The organism is Streptomyces sp. NPDC047886 (assembly GCF_043204435.1).
Classification (GTDB): domain Bacteria; phylum Actinomycetota; class Actinomycetes; order Streptomycetales; family Streptomycetaceae; genus Streptomyces.
This window is the reverse complement of the sequence record NZ_JBIDCF010000004.1, coordinates 682,237-698,235: the sequence shown is the minus strand read 5'-3', so window position 1 is coordinate 698,235 and position 15,999 is coordinate 682,237. Positions and strand designations below refer to the sequence as shown.

The window sequence follows — 15,999 nt, the reverse complement described above, 5'->3', positions numbered from 1 at the left end:
AGACCGCACCCGCTTCATGCGAAGGGGAAAGGCCGGATTCGATCTCCTCGACCGGGTTCTGGCTTCGCAGCCACCGCTCTGGGCACCGGCCCGCGAGGCAGCCCGGGAAGAGGGCGCCTACGCCACGGCGGCCGGGACGGCGCCCTCGGTCGTCCAGTCGCCGTCGAAGAGCGTGGCGACCAGGCGGGCGTGAGCCTCGGGGAGCTGGCCGTCGCGGTGCTTGGTGCGGGCTTTGGCGAGCCAGGCGCCGATCTTGACCGTGTCGCCGTCGACGCGGATCGTCTCGCGGGCGGCGGGAGCACGGCCTTCGCGGTGGAGGAAGAGCTCCAGGAGCTGCACGGTCTGCTCGAAGCTGCGGCGGGCGCGGCGGGCAGGGGTGAGGGGGTTGGTGTCGGGAGTGAGGCCGAGAGCGGTCAGCAGGTGCTGCTGGCCGGGGTGGAGGGCGGGCCAGGTAGCCAGTTGACGGTGCAGCCAGGAGCCGATCTTCACACCGCGTAGGAGGGTGCCACGGGTGAGGGCGGCCGGGTCGGCTCCGTCGGCGAGGTGGGTGCGCAGGAGGTGGTATTTGCGGTGCCAGTCGGCGCCGTGGGGCAGGCGCCAGTCGGGTGCGAGGGTGGTGAGGGCGTCGGCGCGTGCGGTATCGAGGGTGTTCTTGGTGGCGTGGTGGCGTTGTTCGGCGAGCCACGCGCCGACGGGGGTGGTGGCGGGGGCGGCGAGGTGGCCGTGGGTGCGCAGGTAGTCGGCGGCGGCGGCGAGTCGGGCGCGCCAGGCGGCGTCGTGCTTGTCCCAGATCATGCCGAGGGCGTCGAGTTCGGCGGTCCAGTCGGCTTCGAGGCGGCCGGCTTTGGCGGCGTCGCGCATGGTGGTGATGAAGGTGCCCAGCGTGTAGCCGGTGGGGTCGGTGTAGTCGGCGGGGACGTCGAGGTGGCCGTGCTGGTCGCGGTAGGACTGGGCGGCGGCGATCCCGAGGCGGCGGGAGCGGGAGACGGTCTGGTCGCGGGGGTCGAAGGAGATCAGGTCCATCGCTTGGGCGATGCGTTCGGGGTGGACGGTGAAGTCGAAGTGCCAGCGGCGCTGGATGACGTCGCTGGTCTCTTTCGGGAGGCGGTTGGCCTTGTTCGGGAGGCGTTCGAGGATGCGGTGGTCGTGGCTGGCCAGTGCGCAGGCGATCGCCCAGACAGGTTCGTAGGCGGTGCCGAGGATGTTCTCGCCGTCGGCGCCGGGCGGGATGTAGACGGGGACGATCAGTGAGGCGGTTTTGCCGCTCACGTCCAGGCGCAGGGCGCGGCCGAGGGCCTGGACGCAGCGGATGACGCTGCGGGTGGGGTCGGCGAAGACGATGGCATCCACGCTGGGGATGTCGACGCCTTCGGCGATCAGCTTCGAGTTGGCGAGGATCGCGCAGTCGGCGGCGGCGAAGGCCGCGAATGGCTTTGTTCACGGTTAGCGACAGCAGTTGTTCACGGGTTTGGGAGGCACTCCGATCCACGGTCGGGTGATGTTCACGAGTTTTGACAGCACTGGGGTTCTTGCCAGGGCAGCATCGGGATGCTCCTGGTGAAAGGTGCTGGTCATGCCGCAGATGTCGAAGGTCGAGCTGTATGCGGCAATCCGGCGTGACCACCGGGCTGGTGTCTCGATGCGAGCCTTGGAGCGCAAGTACGGGGTGACGTACCGGACGGTGCGGAAGGCGGTGAACTCCGCCTGGCCTGAACCCCGGAAGAAACTCCCGCCGCGTGCGACCGCGCTCGATCCGTACAAGTCCGTGATTGACCAGATGCTGCGGACAGACCTGGACGCGCCGCGCAAGCAGCGGCACACGGTCACGCGGATCTTCCACCGGCTGGTCGAGGAGAACGGGGCCGAGGACATCTCCTACCAGATGGTCCGCCGCTACGTTGCCGACCGGAAGCACGAGATCCTGGCGGCATCCGGGAAGGCACCGGTCGAGGCGTTCGTGCCTCAGAGCCACCAGCCCGGCATGGAGGCCGAGGTCGACTTCGGTGACGTCAAGGTGTGGCTGGCCGGCGAACTGGTCACCTGCTACCTGTTCTCCTTCCGCCTGTCCTACTCGGGCAAGGCCGTGCACCGCGTCTTCGCCTCCTGCGGGCAGGAAGCCTTCTTCGAAGGCCACGTGCACGCGCTCAGAACGCTGGGCGGAGTTCCGCGGAGCAAAGTCCGCTACGACAACCTGAAGTCCGCAGTCGCCCAGGTCCTGGGGCTGAGCCGGGCCAGGGTGGAGACGGACCGCTGGATCGCGTTCCGCTCCCACTTCGGCATCGAGAGTTTCTACTGCCGTCCAGGCATCGAGGGCGCCCACGAGAAGGGCGGGGTCGAGGGTCAGATCGGCTACTTCCGCCGCAACCACTTCACACCTGTCCCGGAAGTCGCCTCGCTCGCTGAGCTGAACGAACTGGTCGACCAATGGGACCTCCACGACGGACGCCGACGCATCGGCGCGAGGCCGCGGACGATCGACGAGTACTTCGCGGTCGAACAGCCGCTGCTGGCTCCTCTGCCGGACGAGCCGTTCGAGACCGGCCGTCTGTTCACTCCGCGGGTGGACCGCTACAGCCAGATCACCGTCCGCACCAACCGCTACTCGGTCCCCGTCCGGTTGATTGGCAAGAAGGTCAAGGTCATGCTGCACGCCTCTCACCTGGTGGTTTACGACCAGAACGTGGAAGTGGCCCGGCATGAGCGTCTGATCGCCAAGTGCGGAATCCGTCTGGAGCTGGATCACTACCTGGAGGCCCTGGTGCGCAAACCAGGCGCCTTCCCCGGCGCAACAGCCCTGGAACAGGCCCGCTCGGCGGGGAGGTTCACCCCGGTCCATGATGCTTGGTGGGCCGCTGCCCGCAAGGTCCACGGAGAGAGGGACGGCACCCGAGCACTGATCGAAGTGCTGCTGCTGGGTCGGCATATCGCGCACGAACACCTGGTCGCCGGCCTGGCCACGGCCCTTCGGGCTGGAGCGCTGACAGCGGACGCCGTTGCTCTGGAGGCCCGCAAGGCCGCCCAGACCGAGGACGAGTCCACCGCCCTTCCTGCCCCGCGCGATCCGCATCCGGCAGGCCAGTCGTCGGCGACCGTCACGTCCCTGCACGAGTGGCGGCTCGCGCACCTGCCGCCGGACACCAGGCCGCTGCCCTCGGTGACCCCCTACGACCAGTTGCTCCGCCGCCACCGCACCAGTGGCAGCACCCACCCTGAGGGAGAAGCCCAGTGACCCTGCCCCGCCAACGGAAGATGACCGAGCAGGCCGCCGACGCCGCCATCGACACCGCCTGCCGTCTCCTGCGGCTGCCGACGATCCGGGCCGAGTTCCCCGACATCGCATCCGCGGCGGCCAAGGACCAGATGACCTACCGCGGCTTCCTCGCCGAGCTCCTGATGGCCGAATGCGACGACCGGGCCCGGCGCCGCTCCGAACGGCGGATCAAGGCAGCCGGCTTCCCCCGGGAGAAGTCGTTGCGGTCCTTCGACTTCGACGCCAACCCCAACATCGACCCGGCCACCATCCACACCCTCGCCAGCTGTGAGTGGATCAAGAAGAGCCAGCCGCTCTGCCTGATCGGCGACTCCGGCACCGGCAAGTCCCACATGCTCATCGCCCTGGGCACCGAGGCCGCGATGAAGGGCTACCGCGTCCGCTACACACTCGCCACCAAGCTCGTGAACGAGCTGGTCGAGGCGGCCGACGAGAAGCAGCTGAACAAGACCATCGCCCGCTACGGCCGCGTCGACCTGCTCTGCATCGACGAGCTCGGCTACATGGAACTCGACCGCCACGGCGCCGAGCTCCTCTTCCAGGTCCTGACCGAACGCGAGGAGAAGAACAGCGTCGCGATCGCCTCCAACGAGTCGTTCGGCGGCTGGACCAAGACGTTCACGGACCCCCGCCTCTGCGCGGCCATCGTCGACCGGCTCACCTTCAACGGCACCATCATCGAAACCGGCACCGACTCCTACCGCCTCGCCAGCACACGAGCCCGCGCCGAGCAGACGGCAGCGGGCTGATCAACCACTTCAACGCCTGGCCGGCGACCGCTGAAGACCGGCCAGGCCGACGTCACGCGAGCGGGACACGCCCTGGAACCAAGGGCCCGGCGTCCAAATGAGCCGCGATGCGCGTGATGGTCCGGGCGTTGTCCTCGAACAGGTGCGCCTGCATACCCGCCGCCCGAGCGGCCTCGACGTTGACTGCGACATCGTCGATGAACAGGCAGTTCTCCGGCCGCACGTTCAAGCTGGCGCATGCGGCCTCGAAGGCACGCAGCTCGGGCTTCTCGATGCCGATCTCGTGGGAGTAGACGATCTGCTCCACCAGTTCGTCGAAGTGATACAGCCTCGTCTCCCGTTCCCGGGCGCCGACGAAGCTGTTGCTCAGGATGCCCAGCCTGCAGCGTCCCTGCAGCCCCTGCACATAGTCGATGAGGTCCTCGTTCGGCGTCCCCAGATACTCCGCCCAGAGATCAGCCATGAAGGCTTCACCCTGGGGGGCGTCGAGCCCCAAACGGACCTCCACCTGCTCGTGCACCTCTCGCTCGCTGATGCTCCCGACGCTCCCAGCCCGCCACACGTCGCGCATCCGCTCATGGATAGTGCCCAGTGGCAGCTCCAGCCGCTCTTCCCACCGTTGCACCCATCCGGTTTCCGGCGTGATCTCCAGCACGCCGCCGATGTCGAGAATGACGCAGGTCGCGGTCACGCGAACTCCCCCTCTTCGTCCTTGCCCAGCGAGCACAGACTGCCCGCTCATGAGATCGACAGAGACACTGTCGACTCTCCCTCTGGGGCAAGGTCAAGCGATCTTCCAGGCTTGTGACAGCCCTGTCGCAACCCGCTGGCCCGACTCATCAGCAAGTGCCGTCAAAACTCGTGACGATCCGCGAAGCCCCCGACCGGACGATGCCGTCAAAACTCGTTAACAAACGCTGTCGCAAGAAGTGATCGAAGCCATCCACCGGTGTCGAGTTGGTAGGTGACGGGGCCCGGTTCGAGGTCGACGACGCCGTACAGGACGGTGAGGGTCTGCCCGGTGAAGGGGCTGGCGGTTTCTGGAGTGCCGGGCACCGGCCGGTAGGTGAGCTGTCCTTGGCCGGGTTCGTCGTCGGGGTCGAGAAGGGAGATGTCGGGGTCGCCGTGCCATTGGCCGTCATGGTCCCGGAAGGCATAGATCAGAAGGGTCACGCGATGCTCCAGTAGGGCGGTCAGTAGTGGAACTGGATGTGGTGCAGATCGGTGATGGTCGCCGCGGCCTGTTGCTGGTCGGGGCGCAGGGCGCGGAAGAAGTAGGCCTCTCCGATGCCGTCGGCGAGGATGCGGCGCAGGTCTTCCTCGTCGGCGTCCTCGTGGTGGGCGTCGAAGAGGCGGCGGGCGTGCAGGGTCGGCAGGTCTTCGGTCAGCCGCCGCAGGCGGGGATCGTGGAATTCGCCGCTGGCGGTGGTGAAGCTGAAACGGGCGTGGAGTTGGACAGTGACGCAGCCGTCGTGTTCGAGGATCTGCTGGTGGGCGCGGCGGCGTACCTGGGGCTGCCAGGTGCGGTAGGTCTCGCGTTCGATCAGGGTGGCGTTGACGGGGGTGAGGTCGTCGGTGTCGCTGTCCGCCCAGCGGGCCAAGGCCTGGGGCGAGCAGAACAGTCTGGGCGCGAGCAGGGAGGCGGGTTGGGTGCGCAGGAGGTGGCGCACGCGGGCGTGGGGCCGGGTCGGGGGACGGCGGGTCCAGTGCCGGGCATCGGCGATGTCCAGGGCCTGGGCGGCTGAGGTGTTCGTCGGCGGCACGTGGTGAAGGCTCCTGCGAGGCGGCGGCGTTGCCGTGGCTGTGGCCGCGTCGTTGTCCCTGGCAAGAGTCCTTGGAGCGCGGACGGTAGTTAGGTGGAGGCGGTGGAGACGGTTTTCCCCAGGCCGGTGGGGCTGGATCCGGTGCCGGGCGAGTCGACGGGGTCGTTCGTCCGGAGGCTGGCGCACGTCAACGCGGTGCCGGTCGCTGAGGTGCTGAGCGAAGTGGGCGTGCGGGGGCAGCCGAGGGATCTGGAGCCGCGGGCATGCGAGGTGTTCCTGCATGCGCACGCGGTCGACCGTCTGGCGGTGATGGCGTGGCAGAGTCCTCAAGTCTTGCGGCGGGCCCTGCCCACACTGGGTGAAGCGGCGGGCTGCAGTACGCGGCAACTTGTGCGGGTGGTGCCGTGGCCGACGCAGTGGACGGTGCTGGAGGCGTGTGCGTTGTGCGTGGCTGGGCGTGAGGACGCGTCGGTGCCGGTGGTGTTGGCCAGTGGTGAACGCTGGCAGGTGTGTGTGCGCCATGGCCGTTGGTTGCGGGTTCCGAATGGCGGTGGGCCCGCGCAGGTGAGTCTGGCCGGCTTGGAGTCGGTGGTGCGGGCGCATCGGCGGTGGTTGCGTCTGCGGCAGCGGGTCGGGCCCTACGCGCGGGCGTTGCTGGCTGACGCCGTACAGGTCAGTGCGTGCTGGTGGCAGAGCCGTCAGATGGGTGCCGAGACGGTGTGGGCGCAGCGTGAGCGGCTGGTGGGCGTGCAGCGGCAGCAGTGGTCGGTTCCGCTGGTGGTCTACCCCGAGGCCGTGGTGGTCGCCGAGGCGATGGCGGTGTACGAGAGGCAGCGTCGGTGGAACCGGGACTTCGGCAACGGTGCGCCGGGTTGGGTGTCTCGGCGCTGGATCGAGTTCGTCGGGCAGCGGCTGGGGATGCCTGATCAGATACGGCGGGGCGGTTACCGTGTGCTGCGCGAGTGGACGCTGCTGCATCGCGTCACGGCCCCGGTCGCGGTGCGGCTGGCGCAGGAGCCTCCGCCGTCCGACTACCTCTCTCGGCGTCTGGAGCCGATGGATCCGCATCGGGCGCTGCCGGCGCGGGGGGCGTTGGAGGACGCCTCGTGTCTGGAGTGGAGGCTCGGCCGACCGGTATCCGACCTGGGGTGAGCAGTGTGGCTGGGGTGGAACACGGGTTGTGTTCGGGCGGGAAGCAGCGATGCCGGTGGCGGTCACCATGACGGGCAGGCTTCCTTCACGCTCTGTGCGGCGTTGAGGCCCTTGGCGCACTGTTCCGTGAACCAGGTCATGGGGCGGACCGCAACGGGCCTGGCGTGGCCGCATGCGATGCCGAGAGTGAAGGCGCAGTCGGGTCGGTCGGTGACCTCGCCGAGGTGGGGGGTGTGCGTGGCGTACAGGACGTGGTCGCCTGCGACGGCAAGGGGGAAGTAGCCGGTGGCGGCCGCCGTGAGGGACAGCTTGCGGTGCAGGTTGGCTCGGGCGTTGTCCCTGACGGCTGCGAGCAGGTCGGGGCGCCAGGTGGGTTCGGCGGGGGTGGCCCATGCGATCGGGGCGAGCTCGTCGGGTTGGGTAGGGGGCTGGGCCAGTTCGGTCAGAGCGTCCTCGGCGGTGGCGTGGATGGCGTACAGGAGCGCCCGCTGTACGGGGTCGCTGTGGGGCGGGTTCGTCAGGGTCTGGTGGACGTCGGCTGTGTCCGTGTGCCCGGTGACTCCGAGGCCCTCGAGGACGGCGAGCCGTGCCGCGCGGATGCGCTCGTAGAACGGCTTGAGGTAGGGGCCGGCCGCGGTGGCGGAGCGCAGCCATCCTTGGGTCGGTTGGGGGCGTACCTGGCGCGTCACGGCGTAGTTGAGGGTCGGGGTGGTGTGCCAGGCCGGGCCGCTGCCCGCGAACGGCGCGGGCAGCAGTGGGTGCCGTTGCGCGGTGGAGAGGTCGACGAGCCAGCTGCCGGGCGTCTTGCTGTGGAAGTCGGGGCGGGTGACGTACTGGGCGGGTCCCGCGGAGACGCGGATCTCCGCGCTGCCGGCCAGGGGGAGCAGGTTCACGGCCAGGCAGACGACGTGTGCGCGGGAGGCCTCGTCCGCGGTCGGCGGCCGCCACCAGTGGATGTCGGCGTTGGGGTCCTTGGCCGTGGGGTCGGTGGCGAGTCGGTGTCCGGGCGGAGCCTCGCACGGGGCGGGGTCCACGATCTGGGTCAGTGCTCCGCGTGTGCCTGCTGCGATCAGGGCGCCGGTGACGCTGTGGCGGTGCGAGGCAGGGCGCAGATCGCGCATGAGCTGGTGTCCGGTGGCCCCGGGCGGGCCCACGGGGGTGCGCAGCAGCGAGGTGTACTTGCCGAGCAGGCGTGCGAGTCGGCCGGGGGCGAGGTCGGTGGGCAGGTTCCAGGCATCGTGGTGGAGGGCTCCCCAGTCGATGACGGCCAGGTGGATGCTGTCGCAGGCCGGGTCGCCGGTGCTGGGATGCAGCCGCATCCAGGGGCCCAGGCCGTTCTGATCGGTCTGCCAGCCGACGGCGCGGATCTGGCGCAGCAGCGGGTGATCGCTGCGGGGATGGCGCTCCGCGCCGGTCGGGACGGTGGAGGGCAGAACCAGGCGGGCGAGGGCTGAGGAGGTGAGTACCAGCAGCGGTCCGGCGGGCAGGGCTTCGGAACGTAGGGGCTTCGCTCCAAGTCGCTGGCGCAGGGTCCAGTTCAGCAGGTCGGGCAGGTCGCCCGCATCGCATGGGCGGGCGCTGCCGTCGACGAGATGGGCTGTCAGGCCGTGGGGGACGGCCTCGAGTACGGCGAGAGGGCCGTCGTTGGTGCGCCGCCTACTCAGGGGCGGATACGCCAGGCGGGCGCGTGCGGGCACGGACGGCTGGGGGCTGCGCGAGAGGGGGAAGGCCCCAGACGGCTGGGGGATGACAGCGGGATTCTGTTCGGCTGATGCCGGGGGTGACGGAGGTTGGGGAGCGGCCGGTGGCGGCGATGCTGTGGTGGGGGCCGGGCAGCGGGTGCCCAGGTGCTGGGGACGCCCCCCTACGCGCTGGGCTGTCGGCTGCTTACAGCGCCAGCAGGGTTCCTGGGCCGATGCTCGGGTGGGCAGTTCATGGCCCAGGCCTCCTAGTGCCGCCCAGTCGGGCGATGCAGCCGTTGTCGGGGGCGGTCCGGGCGTGCCGGTCAGTCTCGCGTCCAGGGCGCTGAGGAGATGCCGGTAGGTGCCCGCGTTCTGCCGCGGTGTGGTCGTGCCCTGTTCCCAGGCGCGGACCGTGGTCTCGCTCACGCCGCAGGCATCGGCCATCTGGTGCGGTGCGAGCCGGGAGTCCTCGCGCAGCCTGCGCCGCTCGGCGGGGTCCGGCAGGCCTCCCGCCCGTTGTTGGGTGCTGTCGGAAAGGTCGCTGAGGTCGAACAGCCCGTCCACGTCTCTGACTCCCCCGGAAAAGTCGCTGTCGGCGCTCTCGCGTGGCGACGCGAGGGGCGCTTGCCAGCGCAGCTTTCCTTAAACGCATAGCCCATGCGGGTGGCACAAAAGCGTTTCGTCATCAGCCGGAGGGTGGCCGACCTGCGGCGATACGACTGTCGGCACGCACAGATGTGCGCTCGTTCGAGGGAGGCGCACGGCCGGTGTTGCCTTGCGCCCCCTGCGCCCACCGCCGCGGCAGCGCATCGGCGCAGGTGACGGCGGCCGTGGCCGGGGCTTCGTTCTGGAGATCGAGGGGCGCACGGGCCGTTCCTTCACGCTCGCTCGTTCGAGCGCGTTCGAGGCCGATCGCTTCTTGTCCTGCTCCACGGCACGCCAGGGTGTTCGGCACCGCCCGCTCGGTTTCGAGAGCAAGGCGATGTCCGTGCTGCGTGGAGAGGTGTGCCGTGGTGAGTGATCTGGTCTGGGCGCAGGTTCGGTCGCGGGCGGGCCGGCTGGTGGAGCGGCCGGTGCGTGAGCTGCGCGGCGAGAGGTTGGAGGATCACGAGGCGGTGTGGCAGCCGCCGCGGTACCAAGGCAGGCGGGCGATCGCGACGTGGTGGCGGCCGGCGGACCGGGTGCGGCATGCCGGGTGCGCCACCCTTGCCGCTTTGGAGGCGGCGGTATCGCTGGAGGCCGATCGCGAGGTGGCGGCGTTCGCGTCGTGGCCGGTGCGGCTGGGCTGGGCAGGCAGCGGTGAGGGTTACGTGCCTGACTTCTTCGTCCGGCTGGCCGACGGACAGGGCCGGCTGCTGGTGTGCCGCCCTCGAGGAGACACGTCTCAGCGGTGGGAGGAGGCTTCGCGGCTGCTTGAGGCAGCGGGCCGGCAGACGGGCTGGCAGGTACGGGTGCATGAGGGCCTGGCGGATCCGGTGGCCGCGCAGAACATGCAGCGGTTGTCGCGGTGGCGGCATACCCGGCTGGCGGACGCCGGCACGGCGCGAGTCCTGCACGATGTGTTCGCGAAGCCGCAGCCGCTCGCGGCCGGCGTACGCGCGAGCGGTCTGCCGGAGCTGCCCACCGTGGCCAGGGCGCACCATCTGATCTGGACGCGTGAACTCCTCATCGACTGGAGCAGCCCGTTCGTTCCCGCGCGCTCACTGGTGTGGACGCCGGAAGGAACAGGCTGATGACCGCGACCCACACGCCGGCAAGGCCGGCCGAGGTGGGGGTGGGCAGCACGGTGCGCTGGCATGGCCGCAGCTACCAGGTGACGGCGCTGCAGGGCAGCAGCGTGCATCTGCTCAGCCGGCATGCCGACGGCGAGGACGCTGTCGTACTGCTGGACGCCCTGGTCCGCTCCTCTGACTTCGCCGTCCTCAGCACACCGAGCGCCTCGTCGGCCGGCGACAGCAAGAGCGCCGCTTCCCCCGCTACGAACCGAAGCCTGGGAGCTGCGGGCCTGCTGGACGGGCTGCCGGAAAAGGCCCGCGAACAAGCGGAGTTCTGGCTGGACCACGTCCTGGAGGTGCACTGCGGGCTGCCCGGCTTCGCCGATCCTGGAAGCTGGCCACGGCCTGGCTACGACACCGGTGTGACCACACTGCGCCAGCGCTGCGAGACCAAGGCGGACGAGCTCCGCGCGGCCCACCTGCACGTGTCCGCGGCCACGGTCGAGCGCAAGCGCCTGGCGTGGCTGCGCGAGGGCGTGTGGGGGCTTGTCGACAAACGGCGGGTCCGCCGGCCCAGTGCGCATGGGCGCGTCGACGAGCAGGTGGTGAAGCTGCTCCTGAAGATCCACAAGCGGTACGAGGACAGGTCCGTCGGGACCAGGTCACGGCTGTTTGAGCTGTTGCGGAGGGCATGCGTGAGGAAGTTCAAGAAGAAGAGGGCCGAAGAGCTGATGCCGTCCACGGCTACGTTCTACCGGCTGTTGGACCGACTGGGAATCCTGTGTGGAAAAGAGGCTGGGCGCCGCGGCGGTGGCGGGCATCGGCCTGCGCCTCCGTTCACTCTGGCGACGGCGACCACGCCGGGCGAGCAGGTCCAGATCGACACCACCGCGCTCGACCTGCTGGCGCTGGACGAGACCGGCCGGGTGGTCTCTCTGGAGCTGACCGCGGCGATCGACGTGGTCAGCCGCACCATTCTCGCGGCTGTCATCCGGCCCAAGTCCGGAGGCACCAAGACCGGCGCCAGAGCCCGCCGCCACGGCGGGCGTGCCACGAAGGCGGTGGACGCCCTGCTGCTCCTGGCCGAGATGTGCACGCCGCAGCCGATGCGGCCGCACTGGTCACCGCGGGCCGGCGCACAGGGATCCGGTCTGCCGTACGCGCAACTGGTGGAGGCCGACGAGCGGATGCAGGGGGCGGCCGCCCGGCCGGTGATCATCCCCGAGATGATCGTGATGGACAACGGAAAGGTGTTCGCGGGGCGGGCGTTCATGGACGCCTGCGCCCAACTGGGCATCTCCGTGCGGCCTGCCTGCTACAACTCCCCCACCCACAAGGCGATCATCGAGCGGACCTTCAGCTCGGTCAAAACGCTCTTCAGCCAGTTCCTTCCTGGCTACACGGGCAAGGACCTTCGTCATCGCGGGAAGAAAGTCGCCAAGGAGCGACTGTGGCGGGTCGACCAGATCAATGACTTCCTGCAGCAGTGGATCGCGATCGGATGGCAGCAGCGCCCGCACGAGGAGCTGCGCAATCCGTTCCTGCCGTCGATGCCGGCGCGTACTCCGAACCAGATGTTCGCCGCTCACGTCGCTTCCAGCGGCTACGTTCCCGTCTGTCTCGGCGAGGAGGACCGGCTGCGGCTGCTTCCCACGGAGTGGGCGAGGGTCACGGAGAAGGGTGTGCGGCTGAACAACCGCACCTACGACAGTCGGGCCCTCAACGTCTACCGCCATGCGGCGTCGGGCTGGCCGGGTAAGGGACAGCGCTGGCCAGTGCGCTTCCACCCGCATCAGCCGGAGAAGGTGTGGCTGGAGGACTTCCGCAACGGCAGCTGGGCGGAGGCCGGTTTCGTCTATCAGCGGCGGATCGGTGACACGTGGAGCGAGCACGTCTGGGATCAGGCCACGGCCACGCATCTTGAGAGCGGGGGCAGCAGCCGGGACCAGAGCGCGATCGCCCGCGTCGTGCGCTCGCTGCTCGAGCGCGCCGGCCGCGGCCCGGCCCGCACCTCCAGCGTGCCGGCCGCGGCCCGGCCCGCACCTCCAGCACGCCCCCGGTGCCAGCCGACCGCGGGATGGCCGTCGGTCCCGGCTCTGCCAAGGATCCCTACGCAGGCATCCCTGTTCCTTGCTTCGACAGCGTCGCCAGCCTGCCCAGCGGGCCGGAATGGCTCTCCCCCGCCCCGGCATCGGCGTCACCCGACGACACCGGCCCCGGACCGGACAGCTCGCACTGACCACCCCAGGCAGGAGGAGACCCAGCGCTCTGCCTGCCTGCAGCCCTGCCAAGGACCTCCCGTGGAACCTCGCCCCATTGACGCCGTACCCGGCGCGTTCCTCCCGCCGACCACCCGCGACGGCTGGCGCGCCCTGATGCGCCAGAACGTGAAGCCGCCGGAACTCGCCGACCACCCGCCCCCGGCGTCCCCTACCCCGGCGGACGACCCACGGCTGCGGTACCACGCCACGATGTGCACCGTTCCCACACCCGCCATGAAGAAGGCCAACACGGTGGCGCGCCGGCTGTGGCTGGCCGGCAGTCCACGCAGCGAAGGCCCCATGCATCTGGCGATCGACGGTCCGGGCGAGACCGGAATGACCACCGTCCTGCGCCAGATCGGCCGAAGCTTCGAGAAGATCCTTGCCGACCAGCTGCCTCCCCACCCCAAGCGTGTCCCCGTCGTCCACATCAACACGCCACTCGCCCCCGGCAGCAAGCTCGACATGTCCATCCCGTTCGCCGAGTTCCTCGGCCACAGGCACACCAAAGACCCCGAGACCAATCCACGCAGCACCGACATGACCGGACCCATCTGCCACGTCATGAAGACCCTCGGCACCCGCCTGGTCCTCGTCGACGGCATCGACCGGCTGGACAACGCAGAACTGAAGACAGCGTTCGACTACTTCGGCTACCTCGCCGACGAATGCAACGTCTCCTTCGTGTACTGCGGTCCCGGCTCACGCGACGTCGTCAACGATGCCCGCCACGGCAAACGTCCTGGGTCGCCCGACGGCGGATCCGGCGGCATCCCCACCCTGGCCGTTCTCCCCATCCCCTACAGCACCGACGACCACACGACCTTCCACGAGATCGTCAAGGCCTTCGACCAGCACCTGCGCCTGCACCAGCACACGCCCGGGGACCTTCTTCACCTGGCGACACACCTGCACCGTCGCACCGGCGGCTACATGAAACCCCTGTCGCTCCTCATCTGCATGGCTGCGCAGGAGGCCATCGAGACCGGCGCTGAAGCCATCACCGAGGAACTCCTCGACGACCAACTGGTAGGGCGTTTCTGTGACGATCCGATTCTGCAGACCTGACGCACATCCCATCGGATCATGCGCTCGTTTCACAACCTGGATCCGCCCGTCCGCGAACCCTTACTCGGATCGTTCGCTCTAACGAGCTCCATCCGCCCGCCCCCGCGCGGCCGGTACCGCAACAGTCCCGGGTGGGCGGGCGGTCGTCAATCCGAGGTCTCAGGGTGCGCGCACTGCGCCGTCCGCATACGAACCGGAAACAAAGGAAGTTCACTTTGAGCAAGCGCAAGAAGCCCGGGCGACGGTCAATGGCAGGATTCCCCGGCCGCCGGACCGTGGTGGTCGACATGCTCGAAATCGGAGCCGTGCACGGCAGCTTGACTATGCGCGCGGGACGGGACGACGGGCAACTCGTCTGCATCGTCCTGCCCGCACCGGTGCTCCCGAGCTTCATGGAGAATCTCGCTCACGCCCGTCTGGACGCAGAGGAGGAGTACTGGCGCGTGATCCACCACGTCACCGCCTCCACACCGGTGAACGGCCCCGGCGGAATCCCGCGAGCCGTCGAGAAGTGGCTGTTGGCGCAGAACTGGAGCAGCGTGCTCGCCGCAGCAGCAGACGATGCGCCCGACTCCCTGGCACTGATCACGCACGTGGGGCACATCGGTCTGCGGCTTGCGCCCCCGTACGCAGCCGGCAGGGCCTTGGCCATCTTCGACCCTCTGCAGTTCCAGCGGCTGGAACGGAGCCTGCTTCATGCCTGCCGCACAGCACACGAGCAAGCGGTGAACAGCGCTGTCCATCCCCTCGAGACAGCCGCCCTGGCCCTGCGCCACATCTCGTCTCAGCCCTGGCCGCCCCCCGCGCAGCCCACACTGCCCTCCCAGGAGGAAGCTGCCTCATACATGCAGGGAAGGTACGAGGCGTTCCAGCGCCGCTCCCCCTACATCCGTGCGGACGACAAAACGTTGAATCTCTCCTCCGAAAGCCTTTGAGCGACGGAAGCCTGGCACCGCGGGCGCGCAGGCGACCTCACAGTCGGCGTGACACGTCACCAGAGCGTTCGGCCCGGGACTTTCACGGTGGCCAGCACGCTGAGGCTGCCGACTGAAGACCTGGCCGTGAGGGGACGGCGCCATCATCCATGAGCGTCGGCGTCGCCGTCACGAGTCGACAGGGCACGACCGGGGGCCCGTGCGGGCCGGTCAGATATGGATCATGTTGGGACACGGGCAGTGGGAGCAGGGCTCGCCTTCTCCAGGCGTGCCGGGGTGACAGCTCCAGTCGTGCCCGCACTCACACAGCAGGCCGCCCACCGACGCGGCAAAGGAACACACGTTGCACGCCGCACTCGTCGGCTGCGTGCTGGGCGGCTTGGCCGTGTCCAAGGCAGCCGCATGCTCAAGCAGTTCCCGGGGCAGAGCGGATCGCCCCTGATTGAGGATGATCTCGGTCAGTTCGTGGTCGAGCCATTCCTGGGCGGGGTTGTCCGCGTGCGTCATCAGCCAGCTGCGGAAGGCGTGAGGCGCGCCGGCAAGCAGCTCGGCATCCCCCTGGCTCGCCTTCTCCATGAGGGAGGTAAGACGACTGGCGAGTTCGGCGCCGAGGGGCACGTTGTCACCTGTCGCCTTGCGGACCTGAAAGTAGACGCCCGGGAAGGCCAACGGCGATACGAAGTGATGGTCGGGCAAGGAAGCCGGCTCCGCGCCGCCCAGCGTCGGCTCGTGCCAGGGGCACTGCTTGGCCAGCCGGGTGATGAACCACTCTTTGAAGACGAAGGGGTTGGCGGTCTGGCTGGACCAGCCCCAGTCCGCGACGCATCCGCAGACGTGCTTCAGCGGTGTCCAGCTGACCGTCGCCGGCGTCCGCTTGCTTCCGTCGCCCCGCCCTCCCGTCTGCTTGCCATGCGGCTTGTTCTTCTTGACGCGTCCCATTGCCATCCCCTGTGGTCAAAGGGCGCCGGTCCGGCCGGGCCCGCTGCTGTACTCCCGGTGGTCTAACGACCTTCTCGTGCGGCGAGCAGCAATTACGACGTACCTTTCGCCATTTCGTGTGGTTGTCGAGCATTCGGTCGGTCACGAGCGAGGGTCCCTACATGACGGTCAGCCATGGGTTTTCTGGCCGCTGGGCCGGTCGGGACTGGCGACGGCGACGACGCTTCAATCTCGCTGCTTCGCAGCGTTGACCAGAGGGTGCGGGACACGGCACGGCGCGCACGCGAGGCGCGGATCGATGGCTGCCACGTCGAGACGTATCTGAGGCGCGCGTGGAGCCGCCAGAGCCCACGGTGACTCCGAGCGCGGCCGCCCGAGTGCTCGCGTGTGAATCGGCCCTGCTCAGGCGCCTGCGACGGCTTGAGGATCACCCGCATGGCCGTCGGCCACCGTGATGAGAGTGA

12 protein-coding genes and 1 pseudogene are annotated in these 15,999 nt (G+C 69.2%); 6 read left to right on the top strand and 7 right to left on the bottom strand.

The genetic code is table 11. The features are described 5' to 3' along the window. Positions 1-117: 117 nt before the first annotated feature. Both ACGF5U_RS17930 and ACGF5U_RS17925 read right to left on the bottom strand, forming a co-directional pair. A complete protein-coding gene (locus tag ACGF5U_RS17930; RefSeq protein WP_392818832.1) occupies positions 118-1,269 on the bottom strand; it encodes a helicase associated domain-containing protein in 1,152 nt (383 codons plus the stop codon). 15 nt (positions 1,270-1,284) lie between these two features. Then, positions 1,285-1,416, bottom strand: a pseudogene (locus ACGF5U_RS17925) (helicase-related protein); the annotation flags it as partial. 166 nt (positions 1,417-1,582) lie between these two features. Here ACGF5U_RS17925 and istA point away from each other — a divergent pair. After that, entirely contained in the window at positions 1,583-3,229 is a 1,647-nt protein-coding gene (gene istA / locus ACGF5U_RS17920) for an IS21 family transposase (protein ID WP_392818830.1), read from the top strand. Continuing rightward, positions 3,226-4,020: an IS21-like element helper ATPase IstB gene (gene istB, locus ACGF5U_RS17915; protein ID WP_392716312.1), complete on the top strand. Its 795-nt coding sequence runs from the start codon at positions 3,226-3,228 to the stop codon at positions 4,018-4,020. Before istA ends, istB begins: the two co-directional genes overlap by 4 nt. 52 nt (positions 4,021-4,072) lie before the next feature. Here istB and ACGF5U_RS17910 read toward each other — a convergent pair whose 3' ends face one another. The 3 genes from ACGF5U_RS17910 to tpg all read right to left on the bottom strand — a co-directional run bounded on the left by ACGF5U_RS17910 (position 4,073) and on the right by tpg (position 5,783). Further along, on the bottom strand, positions 4,073-4,711 hold the full coding sequence (locus ACGF5U_RS17910) for an HAD family hydrolase (RefSeq protein WP_392716314.1): 639 nt from the start codon (positions 4,709-4,711) through the stop codon (positions 4,073-4,075). Between the two features lie 206 nt (positions 4,712-4,917). Continuing rightward, complete coding sequence (locus tag ACGF5U_RS17905) at positions 4,918-5,193, bottom strand: hypothetical protein (RefSeq protein ID WP_392818806.1); 276 nt, start codon at positions 5,191-5,193, stop codon at positions 4,918-4,920. Positions 5,194-5,213: 20 nt separating this feature from the next. After that, positions 5,214-5,783: a telomere-protecting terminal protein Tpg gene (gene tpg, locus ACGF5U_RS17900; RefSeq protein WP_392818804.1), complete on the bottom strand. Its 570-nt coding sequence runs from the start codon at positions 5,781-5,783 to the stop codon at positions 5,214-5,216. Between the two features lie 93 nt (positions 5,784-5,876). On the opposite strand from tpg, the gene ACGF5U_RS17895 reads away from it, so the two are divergent. Then, the gene (locus tag ACGF5U_RS17895; RefSeq protein WP_392818802.1) at positions 5,877-6,935 is read left to right on the top strand and encodes a TniQ family protein; all 1,059 of its coding nucleotides are present in this window, start codon (positions 5,877-5,879) and stop codon (positions 6,933-6,935) included. 62 nt (positions 6,936-6,997) lie between these two features. On the opposite strand, the gene ACGF5U_RS17890 is transcribed toward ACGF5U_RS17895, so the two are convergent. Then, positions 6,998-8,632 carry a hypothetical protein gene (locus ACGF5U_RS17890; RefSeq protein WP_392818801.1) on the bottom strand — a complete coding sequence of 545 codons (1,635 nt, stop codon included), beginning with the start codon at positions 8,630-8,632 and terminating at the stop codon, positions 6,998-7,000. A gap of 998 nt (positions 8,633-9,630) precedes the next feature. Here ACGF5U_RS17890 and ACGF5U_RS17885 point away from each other — a divergent pair. The 3 genes from ACGF5U_RS17885 to ACGF5U_RS17875 all read left to right on the top strand — a co-directional run bounded on the left by ACGF5U_RS17885 (position 9,631) and on the right by ACGF5U_RS17875 (position 14,596). Then, complete coding sequence (locus ACGF5U_RS17885) at positions 9,631-10,350, top strand: TnsA-like heteromeric transposase endonuclease subunit (protein ID WP_392818799.1); 720 nt, start codon at positions 9,631-9,633, stop codon at positions 10,348-10,350. Then, positions 10,350-13,661 (top strand): Mu transposase C-terminal domain-containing protein, encoded by a 3,312-nt coding sequence (locus tag ACGF5U_RS17880; protein ID WP_392818797.1) that lies wholly within the window; start codon positions 10,350-10,352, stop codon positions 13,659-13,661. Before ACGF5U_RS17885 ends, ACGF5U_RS17880 begins: the two co-directional genes overlap by 1 nt. Before the next feature lie 215 nt (positions 13,662-13,876). Next, positions 13,877-14,596 (top strand): hypothetical protein, encoded by a 720-nt coding sequence (locus ACGF5U_RS17875; protein WP_392818796.1) that lies wholly within the window; start codon positions 13,877-13,879, stop codon positions 14,594-14,596. A 210-nt stretch (positions 14,597-14,806) separates the two neighbouring features. On the opposite strand, the gene ACGF5U_RS17870 is transcribed toward ACGF5U_RS17875, so the two are convergent. Next, a complete protein-coding gene (locus ACGF5U_RS17870; protein WP_392818794.1) occupies positions 14,807-15,535 on the bottom strand; it encodes a hypothetical protein in 729 nt (242 codons plus the stop codon). Between the last annotated feature and the right edge of the window lie 464 nt (positions 15,536-15,999).

Coding starts and splice junctions, on each gene's coding strand:
- istA (WP_392818830.1), top strand. CDS start 1,583: ATGTCGAAGGTCGAGCTGTATGCGGCAATCCGGCGTGACCACCGGGCT.
- ACGF5U_RS17880 (WP_392818797.1), top strand. CDS start 10,350: ATGACCGCGACCCACACGCCGGCAAGGCCGGCCGAGGTGGGGGTGGGC.
- ACGF5U_RS17870 (WP_392818794.1), bottom strand. CDS start 15,535: ATGGGACGCGTCAAGAAGAACAAGCCGCATGGCAAGCAGACGGGAGGG.